At 67.7% G+C, this 11,410-nt stretch carries 16 protein-coding genes; 4 read left to right on the forward strand and 12 right to left on the reverse strand.

What is annotated here, in order from left to right; genetic code table 11:
* From BLV57_RS38800 to BLV57_RS38835, 8 genes are all read right to left on the reverse strand, one after another.
* The gene (locus BLV57_RS38800; protein WP_091298621.1) at window positions 1-423 is read right to left on the reverse strand and encodes a pilus assembly protein TadG-related protein; all 423 of its coding nucleotides are present in this window, start codon (window positions 421-423) and stop codon (window positions 1-3) included.
* Entirely contained in the window at window positions 420-863 is a 444-nt protein-coding gene (locus BLV57_RS38805; protein WP_091298623.1) for a hypothetical protein, read from the reverse strand. The genes BLV57_RS38800 and BLV57_RS38805 overlap by 4 nt, the downstream gene beginning before the upstream one ends.
* Window positions 860-1,246, reverse strand: a complete 387-nt coding sequence (locus BLV57_RS38810; RefSeq protein ID WP_091298626.1) for a hypothetical protein — start codon at window positions 1,244-1,246, stop codon at window positions 860-862. Before BLV57_RS38810 ends, BLV57_RS38805 begins: the two co-directional genes overlap by 4 nt.
* A complete protein-coding gene (locus BLV57_RS38815) occupies window positions 1,243-1,452 on the reverse strand; it encodes a hypothetical protein (RefSeq protein ID WP_176968999.1) in 210 nt (69 codons plus the stop codon). Before BLV57_RS38815 ends, BLV57_RS38810 begins: the two co-directional genes overlap by 4 nt.
* 10 nt (window positions 1,453-1,462) lie before the next feature.
* A complete protein-coding gene (locus BLV57_RS38820) occupies window positions 1,463-2,527 on the reverse strand; it encodes a conjugal transfer protein (protein WP_091298629.1) in 1,065 nt (354 codons plus the stop codon).
* The gene (locus tag BLV57_RS38825; protein WP_091298630.1) at window positions 2,527-2,874 is read right to left on the reverse strand and encodes a hypothetical protein; all 348 of its coding nucleotides are present in this window, start codon (window positions 2,872-2,874) and stop codon (window positions 2,527-2,529) included. Before BLV57_RS38825 ends, BLV57_RS38820 begins: the two co-directional genes overlap by 1 nt.
* Window positions 2,862-3,713 (reverse strand): hypothetical protein, encoded by an 852-nt coding sequence (locus tag BLV57_RS38830; RefSeq protein WP_091298633.1) that lies wholly within the window; start codon window positions 3,711-3,713, stop codon window positions 2,862-2,864. Before BLV57_RS38830 ends, BLV57_RS38825 begins: the two co-directional genes overlap by 13 nt.
* Window positions 3,714-3,957: 244 nt before the next feature.
* Window positions 3,958-4,656 carry a DUF2637 domain-containing protein gene (locus tag BLV57_RS38835; RefSeq protein WP_091298636.1) on the reverse strand — a complete coding sequence of 233 codons (699 nt, stop codon included), beginning with the start codon at window positions 4,654-4,656 and terminating at the stop codon, window positions 3,958-3,960.
* A 207-nt stretch (window positions 4,657-4,863) separates the two neighbouring features.
* On the opposite strand from BLV57_RS38835, the gene BLV57_RS44125 reads away from it, so the two are divergent.
* Window positions 4,864-5,427, forward strand: coding sequence for a tyrosine-type recombinase/integrase (locus BLV57_RS44125; RefSeq protein ID WP_245757695.1), 564 nt, complete (start codon window positions 4,864-4,866; stop codon window positions 5,425-5,427).
* A 143-nt stretch (window positions 5,428-5,570) separates the two neighbouring features.
* Window positions 5,571-5,756: a hypothetical protein gene (locus tag BLV57_RS44130; protein ID WP_245757696.1), complete on the forward strand. Its 186-nt coding sequence runs from the start codon at window positions 5,571-5,573 to the stop codon at window positions 5,754-5,756.
* Window positions 5,757-6,278: 522 nt separating this feature from the next.
* Here the strand turns inward: BLV57_RS44130 and BLV57_RS44135 are convergent.
* The 4 genes from BLV57_RS44135 to BLV57_RS38865 all read right to left on the reverse strand — a co-directional run bounded on the left by BLV57_RS44135 (window position 6,279) and on the right by BLV57_RS38865 (window position 9,482).
* Entirely contained in the window at window positions 6,279-7,148 is an 870-nt protein-coding gene (locus BLV57_RS44135; protein WP_245757697.1) for a chymotrypsin family serine protease, read from the reverse strand.
* Window positions 7,149-7,313: 165 nt separating this feature from the next.
* A complete protein-coding gene (locus BLV57_RS38855) occupies window positions 7,314-7,583 on the reverse strand; it encodes a hypothetical protein (protein WP_091298640.1) in 270 nt (89 codons plus the stop codon).
* A 46-nt stretch (window positions 7,584-7,629) separates the two neighbouring features.
* Window positions 7,630-8,265 carry a response regulator gene (locus tag BLV57_RS38860; protein ID WP_091298642.1) on the reverse strand — a complete coding sequence of 212 codons (636 nt, stop codon included), beginning with the start codon at window positions 8,263-8,265 and terminating at the stop codon, window positions 7,630-7,632.
* Complete coding sequence (locus tag BLV57_RS38865; RefSeq protein WP_091298645.1) at window positions 8,262-9,482, reverse strand: sensor histidine kinase; 1,221 nt, start codon at window positions 9,480-9,482, stop codon at window positions 8,262-8,264. The genes BLV57_RS38860 and BLV57_RS38865 overlap by 4 nt, the downstream gene beginning before the upstream one ends.
* 172 nt (window positions 9,483-9,654) lie before the next feature.
* Between BLV57_RS38865 and BLV57_RS38870 the strand changes: the two genes are divergently transcribed.
* Both BLV57_RS38870 and BLV57_RS38875 read left to right on the forward strand, forming a co-directional pair.
* Complete coding sequence (locus tag BLV57_RS38870) at window positions 9,655-10,746, forward strand: ABC transporter permease (RefSeq protein ID WP_091298647.1); 1,092 nt, start codon at window positions 9,655-9,657, stop codon at window positions 10,744-10,746.
* Window positions 10,743-11,410, forward strand: a 668-nt coding sequence (locus BLV57_RS38875; RefSeq protein WP_091298650.1) for an ABC transporter ATP-binding protein, incomplete at its 3' end; no start/stop codon positions are given. The genes BLV57_RS38870 and BLV57_RS38875, both read left to right, overlap by 4 nt.

Consider the following 11,410-nt stretch of genomic DNA (forward strand, 5'->3'; position numbering starts at 1 on the left):
TCACCCGGCCGAGATGAGGTTGGCGGTGCCGTGGCCGTGGATGGTGATCTCCGCGATGCCGATCATGCCCAGGAAAACGGTGGCTTTGGTGATCGTCGTCTCGACCTCGATGCGGGTTCCCTGCACGGACACGGTCCCGGTCGCGCCGGTCGCGGTGATGTAGGCGCGGGCTTGGGTGGCGGCGAGTTCGGGGTTGACGTCGGCGTCCCGGCCGCTGGCCAGGGACTGCACTCGGAGGGCTTGGCCGGCCGCGCGGGCGGCTTCCTCGGCGACCGCGGTGGCCTGCGAATGTGCTTGGGCTTTGCGGCTGCCGTCGACCACGCCACCGATTGCGATCGCCAGTGCGACGCTGAGGCCGATCAGCCAGACCGACGCCGACCCGCGGTCACCGCCAAGGTCTCGCCACGAGCGCGCGGGCGTCATTGCCGGGCTCCGTGACGGTCGATCGGTGAGCGGAACTCGGCGCGGGTGGTTCGGGATCCGCTCATTCCTGGGATGAGCAGGTCGTTGTAGCCGACTTCGCAGGTGATGGTGGCGATGACGTAGCCGGTCTCGCCGAGCGGCTTGGCGAAGTCGTGGGCATCGACGTCGATCTGCAGACCTGAGCAGGACAGGTGCTGCTGGGCGAGGACGTCTCTCGCGCGTTGCCGTGCGGCTGCAGCCGCAGTTTCGCCGTCGTGGGCAAGCGATGCGGATCGGGCGGCCGAGCGGGCGGCTTCGGCGATGGCGGATTCGGCGGTCTGGATTCGCATGGCCACGATCGCGAGTCCGAAGAGGACGATGAGCGCGGCAGCGCCGATGGCGACCTCGATGTTCATGTCGCCCCGGTCGCTATGGCGGAGGTCGTGAAGGCGGGTGGTCATGACGTGAGCTGTTCGATCGGCGCGGACGCAGTCTGGCTGACCGGGAATCGCAGGAACGGCACGAAGGACGCGGCGTCCGCGCTGACGGTCACGGTGACGTTTCGGCCGTCGCTGGAGGCTCGGGCGGCGACGTTGGTGAGCCAGCCGAGCGTCACGCGGCTGGTGTAGTCGCGGGCCCGGGTTTCCGCGGCCGCGGTGTCGACCGGCGGCAACCTCGCCGCGTTGACGCCGTCGCGGGCCGCTTCCAGGGCGACGTTGCTGCCGAGGAACACCGCGACGGCCTGGAACACGGCCCAGGCGATGAACAGCAGCGCGCTGAAGGCGTAGGCCGCGGTGAGGTTCTCGTCGCCGCGTTCGCCGTGCAGCGCGGCGAGGCGGTTCATTGGCCGCCGATCAGCGGTAGTTTGCCGTTAACGAACGCCGTGACCGCGGCGGCGATGAGGGTGGCGACGGTGACGCCGAGGACGGCGTAGAACACCTTGGTGATGTTCTCGTCGCCGCGTTCGCTCTCGCGTGCGAACTGCGCGCGGCGCTCGTGAAGGACCTGGCCGAGGGCCAGCATGGCGAGGTAGAGCCTCGTGATGAGCATGATCTTCTCCTTATCCGCCGAGCAGGGTGTAGATGCAGGGAAAGGCCAGGAAGCCGATGAAGGCCAGGCCCATGACGGCGACCGGCATGTCCATGCGGTCGGATCGGATCGATGACCCGGCCTTCTGTGCAGCGAGTTGCTGCTGAGCCAGCGAGGATGCCTTGGCACGCAGGGTGTCCACGATGCTCGCTCCGCCTTGCCCGGCGTTGGTGATGATGTGGCCAAGGTCTTTGAGCTCACGCACGCCCATGGATTCCGCGAGCCGGGTCGCGGTGCCGTCGAGTGGCCGCGCGGCCTGGCCCGGTTCGAACTTCTCGTGCGTCCGCAGCGAGCTCAGCTGGACTGCCACATACGGCGCAGGCGCCGTCGGGGCAAGGCTTGTTCCGGGCGCGGTATACCGGTCCAGGCTGCCTTGCCCCGCCAGGTAGGCAGTGAGAAACCCGAGCACGGACTGGCCGATAGGCCCGGTGAGCTCAGCCGTCTCCGGATAGGCGAGGTCCGCGGAGCCCAACGTGGCAGGGCAAGCCACCGGAGACGGCAATGCCGCTGCCACATACGCGCCGGGCTCGGCAGGTGACTCCAGCATGCTGACCTGGACGCAGACGAGCTTCGCGATCCGCTTGCCCTCGGGCTGCTGGGTGAGCAGGTTGACCGCGACCACCACCGACCAGACGCCAGTCGAGGGCGAGGTCGCCGTGAGCGTGGCGAGGTCGACCGGCACCTGGCTGCCGACCGCGCGCTGGGATTTCATGCCCGGTGGGTAGAAGGTCTCCAGGCTCGCGGGATCATCGCGGCTGACCGACAGCCACGCCCGCACGTACATCTCCGCCCACCCGCGCGGATCCCGCTCCGAACGCTCATCCGCCGATGGCGCCGCCGACGGTGTCGGCCGCAGCAGGATCAACGCGAGAAGCGTCACCAGCGGACTCGCCAGCACCACACTCCACGCGGCAAGCCGCCCGCCCCTGCGCGCGACTGAACGCAACGCGGGCTCCACGTCGGCGTCCGGCACCAGCCGCGACAACGGACGAGACCCGGTCTCGCTGGTCTCGCCGCGAGAGCGTCGACGCCGCATCAGGTCTCGTCCTCGATGCTGGCCCCCAGACCAAGCACCAGGTGCAAACGCCGCCGCAGTTGCACCTCAGTTCGGCTGGCGAAGGCCTCCATGGCATCACAAGCCGGGAAGCCGACCTCATCGAGGAACAGTCGAATCTCGGTGTACAGCTCGCGGTCGACCAGCGAGACCGCCAGGCGCGCGGCCAACGCTCGTGCTCGGATGCGAGCGCGAGCGATCGCCTCCTCGTCGGGGTCGAGTGCGATGCGGGAACCGGTCACGAGCGCTCCAACCGTCGGTGCGGACTGCAGTTGTCCAAGACATGCAGCCCGCACCTGCGTTTGATTCGTGCCGATCAGCTCGCCCACGCCCGGCCCACACCTGGGAAATCCAGCGCGGCGGAGGCAAGCTGCTCGACGGCCCGCTGGCGGTGACGGGTGATCGTCGGCTGACTCAGGCCCAGCAGCACGCCGACTTGGCGATCCGTGGCCACACCATCGCGCCCAATCTGATCTCCGAAGTAGCGAGCGGTCAGGATCGCTGTGGCTTCCTCGTCCAGCCGCTGCTGCTCCACCGCCCACGAAAGCAGCTCCAGCAGCTCCTCGGAGGCGTCCAGTTCTGCCGGCTGGTCGCTGACCTGACCGGGGAACGCCTCGTTGTCCATGCTGACCACCTCGGCAGCGGTCTGACCTAGGTCGACCCCGAAAGACCGGAGTGCGGCACGCTGCGTCTCACGCGTCAGATTCGCGGCGACGTGGTTCCGGCGCCGGAGCGGGTAGCAGCAGACCATCTCCCACAGGTGCCCGATCACTCCGGCCTGGATATCTCGGTTGCTCTCGGAGGCCGAGACCCCGGATCCCGTCACACCTCGACGAGCCCCCGACGTGAACGTCGCAGCTCGGGTGGCACGAATGACACAGCCGACCACGCCCGGAACAGCGGGAATCATCGCGTTGACGACCAGTTCGGCAGCCAGATGCCCGTCGTCGTCCTGGACGGCGGCGCGGCACAACAAGCTGTGCAGGACCACGTCGTGACGCGGGTAGTCGTTCCCTCGCAGCACATCGACGAGCCGGTCATGGCTGGTGATCCCAGCCAAAGCCGGATCCTGTTGCGACCAAACGCTCAAGGCGGTGTTGAACCGGGCGATCGAACGCGGGCGGGCGAACTGGGTCTGAAGCGCCGACAGCGGGCTGGATGCAGACATTGGCTGAGGCCTTTCGAGTGGCGGCATGATCGCCACGAGCCTCGAAAACAGGCCTCGCCCTTTTGCTTGGCCAAATCCTTGCCCCGGGTGAAGGGCAAGGGAATCTTCACCCAGATGACGTACACGAACGCCGATCCAGCGCCCTCTTGTACGAGTCGCGCTCCACGAAGCAGTGGCCTGTCGCCCACAGACAAGGTGACAGGCCACTGCTTTAGGCACAGTCAAGTGCAAGGTTGGTGACCGGTCAGTGAATCTGCCCGCCTTCGCGCCATTTTCGAAGGATGCGACGGCCGTAGTTGTGAGTCCCGACCACCCGGTCAAGCTCAGCCCCACTCGGTGAACGCCCCTTGGCGCGCTCGGCCGCGTAATAAGCCCACATCCGTTCCTCGGCAGTCGTCTCGTTCCCCGTCAAGGACTCGCTCGGTACGACGGCAAGCCGCACTACCCCCGAAGGTTCAACCTCCGCGACTTCCTCGGCGTGCAGGTCGGCACGATGGCGTTTCAGCGCTCGGTTCAGCAGCTCGACCGCGAGCAGGAGCGCGAGCGGAGGGCACGCCGCAACCGCGATGGCGAAAACGGACAGAGCGGGCGCCGCGGCGACATTCGCACACAGCGAGAGCACGATGCCGAACACGAACGCCAACCAGGCCGCCCACCGGCCGCTCCCCCTGCGGCCAGATCTCCACAGCTCGACCGTGGCCGTCGTGAGCAACCCGTCCACGATCAACGGCCAGATCGCCGCCGTCGTCTCGTCCGAACCAAACTTCAACGCGAACACTCGACCGTGTCGATAAGAGGCGTAGGCCGCACCAAGCGCCACCAGCGCCGTGCACGCGCACTGGATCCACAAGGCACGATCCCGATGAGCCCGGCTGACCGGCTCGATCGCCCCGCGATCTCCAACCTCATCAATCGATGAACGTTCGTGAAGTGAGGCGCTCATCCAGCACCACCGCCCTGACCACGGCGACGTCGCTTGATCTTCAGAACAGCGGATACTGCCAGCTCACCGCGGGTGCGGCCTCGTGTAGATGCTGTACGAGCCGCTCCGGGGGCACCACGCTTGACCAGGCATTTCGCCGTTCCCAACATCCACGTTCGCGATCTTTGGGCATCGTTTTGGGCATGACCCCGGCGCACCGTTCCCGTTATGGCTGGTCAACGCGGTGCCGGACGGAAGCGCGGGAACATCGAAGAACGCGGTGGAGCGCTCCGCGTCCGTCTCTATGCGGGCATCGACCCGGTCACCAGCAAGCAGGTCTACCTTCGCGCCACGATCGACGGCACGGGCGACAAGTCTTGGCGTACGGCGGAAGACAAGCTCGCCGAGTTCCGGACGCAGGTACTCAAGCAGCGCTCTGCCGGTTCGTCCGTGACTCTCTCCTATGCGCTGGACGAGTGGCTGCGCGTCAGTGAGTTAGAGGAGAGCACCCGGAACAGCTATGAGGGCTACATAGCCCGGACCATCGTTCCGGCGCTCGGACACCGGCCGGTGAAGAAGATCGACGCCCGCATGCTGGAGAGCCTCTATACAGAGTTGCGTCGCTGCCGGGTTCGCTGTGATGGCAAGCCGTTCATCGAGAAGCACAAGTCAGCCGTCGAGGACCACGACTGCAAGGCTGTCGGATGTAAGGCGCATGCCTGCCGTCCTATGGCCGCGTCCACGGTTCGGCAGATCCACGGGCATTCTGAGCGGCACGCTGGGCACGGCTGAGCGCTGGGACTAGATTCCCAGCAATCCCGCCCGCGTCGCACGTCGGCCGAGGCCCAAGCCGCCTGAGCCGGACCCGCCGACGCAGGCCGAGGCTGCCAAGCTGGTTGACGAGGCGTTCCGGATGGATGAGGAATGAGGACTGGGTGCGCGGGCGCGAGAAGGACACAAAGACTAACCAGATCCGGCGCGTCGCGCTCGACACAGAAACTCTTGTCTTGCTCAAGGAGCACCGCGAACGAGTCAAGGCACGTGTGGAAGCGCTCGGCCGACCGTTCACCGACGACCTGTTCGTCTTCTCCGGCAGCCCCTCGAAGAGCGCAGTCCGCTGAGAGATGGCTGGGCAGCCTGGCGACGCAAGCGGCAGTGCTGGCGCGACTCGTGTCAAGCCGAGTAGCCAACGTGGCGTGATGCATCCACCTTAGTGACGCAGGCTCAAGCCATTACGACGTAGCCTGCTTACGCTGTGAAGACGATGCCCACACAGCCTGCTTTGCCAGTACTGATAGGAGCAGTCATGCCGGACGGACGGAAGCCCTCGTTTGATCTGACAGAGCTATCGGGCTATCCGGAACGTGAAGCGAAAGAGCGCTGCGAGTCTGAGGGCTTCACCGTTCAATTGCTTGACCTCGGCCAATCGTCGACCGCAAGCCTCGATTACAGGCCCGGCCGAATCCGACTACTCACCAGGCATGGAAAAGTAGTAGAGGCACGTCAAGGTTAACAACATAACCGGTTATACAAACCAACGTGGCTCCTTGTCGATTATCCAACAAGGAGCCACGTTTGCGTTAGCGGGTCATCGGTGTTACGTCAAGGGCATCTACGACAGCTTCAATACTGTTGCGGAAAACTCAGAGCCTTGGCATTTCCATTGCGCCAGGACTACAAGAAGCTTGGCTGTCGATATATCCAGCAACGATTATTCCGGTAGCAATGACGGCGGCACCACGAACGGTGAAGCTTGCTCCGCCACTATCTCCTTCCCCAGCACTACCGTGATAGTCGATGGACGAGTTTTCTGTCATATAGCCAGGCCCTGTGCCACCATCGGAACCATTGATGAATGAGTCAGTAGCGGCAACACGGGTAGGGCAGACTTCCCCACTGTACGCACCGCTGTCGCACACATACTCGCCAATAAATGGGTCGCTCCTGTCGTTTACCGGGTATCCAAACCCACTCTTCGTCGCAGATGAATTCCCCCACCGGTCGGTGCTGAAGCAGGTCTCCTTGGCGATCGCGGCGATGAGCAGGTCGAAGGCGCGACCGAAGAGCTTGCGCGGAGGGATACGCGCAGCCATACGTTCATTGCTCATCTCCAGCGCGCTCGGCAGCGGGATCTCGTTGGTACAGAACACGACCATGTCCGCGCCGAGCAGGTCGACGGGCTTGAGGTCTGGATCAAAGATCGGCCTGGTGATCGGGTCGCGGCTTAGCCGCTGGAGCCGGTTCTCCCTCACCGCGCCGTGTCCGGCACGTCGGCGTGCCCTGCCCGGAACCTGCTGGGGCATCACGCGCCTGATCAACGTTCCCGTGCTCGTCGTCACCGCGATCACGATCACCGCGCTGCTGCTCGCCGTCGACACCACCGAAGCCAAGGACGGGTAGCCGCACAGAAGCATGCCAGCGGCGAGCAGACCGGCGCCCGTGAAGTCCACTTCGGACTGTGCGGTTGGTGTTCGCTTCGGGAGGGCGAAGATCGCGCCCGCGAGCACCGCCAAGCCGATGACCAGTCCGAACACGCCGAGCGCGCGATCAGCAGTTCGGCGCCGGGGGGGAGGCGAGGCCGCAGCACGCGGACGCGGCGGTTTCAAGCCGCCCGAATGGAGCGTCTCGCCCAGATCGCGCCCAGGCGAGAAACAGCGCCCGCCAGAACGCGGCCTGGCTCAGTTCGGGCCGCTGCCGGTTTCCGGTGCACCATGCGGAACCACGACCTGCGCGTGTTTCGCGGGCGCGGGAACGACCGGCTTGGCCGGCGCGGACGGAGGGGTACCGAGCACGGTGAACCCGATCTTGCCAGGGATCGGTGTCCCCTTACACGTCAACGTCGCGATGTACCGGCCCGGCGTCGTGGTCACCGTGGTCGTGCCGCTCATCCGGCTGAAGTTCCCGCCCTCGGTGAACAGCAATGGCGCGGCGAACCCGGGTGAGGTCACGGGTCCCGACGGGCCGCCGGGGCAGCCGCTCATCGAGCAGGGGTTTTTACCGGCGGATGAGGCCGAGGTCCGTCGCGGTGGCTACCGCGGCGGTGCGTGAGTCGACGCCGAGTTTGGTGTAGCAGCGGGCCAGATGCGATTTCACCGTGCCTTCGGTGAGGTGCAGGCGTGCGGCTATCGCCCGGTTGGACAGGCCGTCGGCGACGAGGGTGAGTACTTCGATTTCCCGTCGGGTCAGCGCCATGTCGGGCATGCGCATCCGGTGCAGTAGCCGGTCGGCGACGGCGGGTGCCAGTGTGGTGCGCCCGGCGGCCGCGGTGCGCACGGCGGCCGCGAGGTCTTCGGGAAGGGCGTCCTTGAGCAGGTAGCCGGTGGCGCCCGCCTCGATGGCCGGCAGCGTGTCGGCGTCGGTGTCGTAGGTGGTGACGATCAGGACCCTGGGCGCGCCGGGGTGTGCGGTGATCGCCGCGGTGGCTTCGGCTCCGGTCATCCCGGCGCCGAACTGCAGGTCCATCAGTACGACGTCGATGTCGCCCTGTGCGGCTCGTGCCACCGCGTCCTCGGCGGTGGCGGCCTCGGCGACCACGACGAGTCCGGGTTCGGTCTCGAGCACGGCGCGCAGGCCCGCGCGCACCACGGGGTGGTCGTCGGCCAAAAGAAGACGGATGGGCATGTCGGTCACGGGCGGGCCTCGGGTTGGGTGTCGTCGGATTGCGGCAGGGGAAGCCGAGCGGCCAGCGCGGTGCCGTGGCCGGGAGCCGACTCGATGCTGAGGGAGCCGCCCAGTGCGCGGGCGCGGGTGCGCATGGCCGCCAGCCCGAATCCGCCTTCGCCGGGATCGGGAGTGGGCAGCCTTTCGGGGTCGAAGCCGGTTCCGTCGTCGACGACGTCGAGCGCGATCTCGTCACCGAGGTAGCTCAGGGTGATCTCGGCGGTGGCGGCGCCCGCGTGGCGGACGGTGTTCGCGAGGGCGGCCTGGGCAATGCGAAGGAGAGCCACCTCATGGGCTGTCGGCAGCGGCACCGGGTCGCCGGTGGAGTGGAAGCGCGCGGTGATCCGGTGGCGGGTGCTGGTGGTGGCGCACAGGCGTTCCAGTGCACCTGCCAGCGTGGTGTCGTCGAGGGCGGGCGGGGTGTGGGCGGCGACGAAGCGGCGGGCTTCGGCGAGGTTGTCCACGGCGGACTGGCGAGCCTGATCCACGTAGCGGGCGGCGTTTCCCGCAGTGTCGGGCAAGGACCGCTCGGCGGCGCGCAGCAGCAGCTGGATGCTGGACAGGCCCTGGGCGAGGGTGTCGTGGATCTCCCGGGCCAGCCGTTCCCGTTCGGCCAGTACCCCGGCGGTGTGCTGGGCCTCGGCCAGGTCGGCACGGGTCGCGGTGAGCTCCTCGATCAGGCGTCGGCGTTGCTCGCTCTCCTGGTACAGGGCCTGATAGCCCCAGACCACGGCGACCGCGACGGCCGCGCCGAGTGCCGGGCCGATCGCGGCGACCGGGCTGAAGACCCCCTGGTGCGCGGCGAACGCGGTGATCGCGGCCAGCGCCGTGGCGGTCACCGCGATCAGGCCCGCTCGGCGCGGCAGCAGGTGGAGCTGGAGAAAGTACAGGGGGAAAGCGACCCACACCCCGTCAGCGGTCAGCACCACCAGTACCAGCCACACAGCGCTGACAGCACTCAGCCACCTCGCGGCCACCCGCCAGGACGCGCGGACGCGGGGCAGCAGCGGTCCGGCCGCGTACACGACCCCGCACAGCACCGCCACGACGACGACCGCCGCGGCCCGAGGCTGTCCCCCGGCCACGGCCCTGGCCGCCGCCAGTACGAGCAGGGCGACGAGCAGCAGGTGCAGGCACCAGGTCAGCACCCGGCTGGTCGGTGTCAGAGCAGGAGCGGCGGCGTTCACAGTGCGTCCAGACTACGCAGCGTCAGCGGGACTCCACCTCTATCGAAAGGTGGAACCGGCGAGCCACCTTCCGGCTCGTGAAGTGCCATCCCCGGCCAGATGCCGCCACTGGGCACCGACGGCGATTGTGGAGACATCCCTGATACGCCACCGGAAAGGATCGATCGAGGCCGTGTTCGTCGCCTGGAGAGACCTGAAATACGCCAAGGGGCGCTTCGCCCTGATGGGAACCGTCATCGTGCTGATCACCCTGCTGGTCGGCCTGCTGTCCGGGCTGACCGCCGGGCTCGGCAGGCAGAACATCTCCGCCATCACCGGCCTGCCGGCCGACCGGATCGCCTTCGCCGCTCCCAGCGGGGAGCAGCGTTTGTCGTATGCCAACTCGACCGTCACCGAGACGCAGTGGCGGCAGTGGGCCGCCACCCCGGGGGTGACCAGCGCCGAACCGCTGGGCGTCACCACCACGAAGGCGACCGCGGGCGATCGGAGCATCGGCGTCTCGGCCTTCGGCGTCCTGGCCGGGTCCGTCCTCGCCCCGGACAGCGGCAAGCTCACCGAGCACACGGTCGTGCTGTCCACCGCCGCCGCCGACGACCTGGGCGTCCAGCCCGGAAACAGCCTCGTACTGGCCGGACGACAGCTGACCGTAGCCGCCGTGTCCGGTGACGCCTCCTTCAGCCACACCCCGGTCGTCTGGACCACCCTCGACGTCTGGCAGGCGACCGCGCCCCCCGGCAGCATCGGCAGCGGCGGCCCGACCGCGACGGTGATCGCCTTGACCACCACCTCCGCCACCGCCATCACCGCCACCGATCAAGCCGCCGGCACCAGGACGGTCACCAAGGACGACTCACTGTCCGCGATCGGCTCCTACACCTCCGAGAACGGCTCCCTGCAGCTGATGCGCGTCTTCCTGTTCGCCATCTCCGCGCTCGTCATCGGCGCCTTCTTCACCGTCTGGACCATCCAACGCAGCGGTGACATCGCCGTGCTGAAGGCATTGGGCGCCACCACGACCGGGCTGCTCAAGGACGCACTCGGCCAGGCTGTCGTGCTACTCGTCGGCGGGACCCTGATCGGCACCGGCCTCGCCGCCGCACTGGGCGCCGCACTCACCGGCTCGGCGATCCCTTTCGTCCTCACACCCGCCACTGTGCTCCTCTCGGCCGCCGTGATGATCCTGCTCGGCGCGCTAGGAGCCGCACTCGCCATCCGCCGCATCACCTCCGTCGACCCGCTGACCGCACTGGGGAGCGCCCGATGAGCCTCAACCTGACCGGCATCACCCTCACCTACCCCGACGGCGACGCCCGCCTCACCGCACTCGACCAGGTCACCCTGGACGTCCCCCGCGGCAGCATCACCGCCGTGGCCGGCCCGTCCGGCTCCGGCAAATCCAGCCTGCTCGCCGTCGCCGCCACCCTCATCACCCCCGACCACGGCACCGTCACCATCGACGGCACCACGACCACCGGCATGACCCGCGGTGAACTCACCGACCTACGCCGCGACAAGATCGGCATCGTCTTCCAGCAGCCCAACCTGCTGCCCGCCCTCACCGCCGCCGAACAGCTTCAGGCCATGGCCCACCTCGACGGCCGCTCCCCCGCCAAGGCCCGTGCCCGTGCGCTGGAACTGCTCGACGCCGTCGGCCTGGCACCGCAAGCAGGGCGCCGCCCGCATCAGCTCTCCGGCGGCCAGCGCCAGCGCGTGAACGTCGCCCGCGCCCTCATGAACGACCCCACCGTCCTGCTGGTCGACGAACCCACCAGCGCGCTCGACCACGAACGCGGAGCCGCCGTCGTCGAGCTCATCACCCGCCTCACCCACCGACAGGCCACCGCCACCGTCCTGGTCACCCACGACCGCACCCACCTCACCGCCGTCGACCAGATCGCCGAAGTCCACGACGGGCGCCTGCGCCTTCC

This window comes from Amycolatopsis xylanica (assembly GCF_900107045.1).
Taxonomy (GTDB): Bacteria; Actinomycetota; Actinomycetes; order Mycobacteriales; family Pseudonocardiaceae; genus Amycolatopsis; species Amycolatopsis xylanica.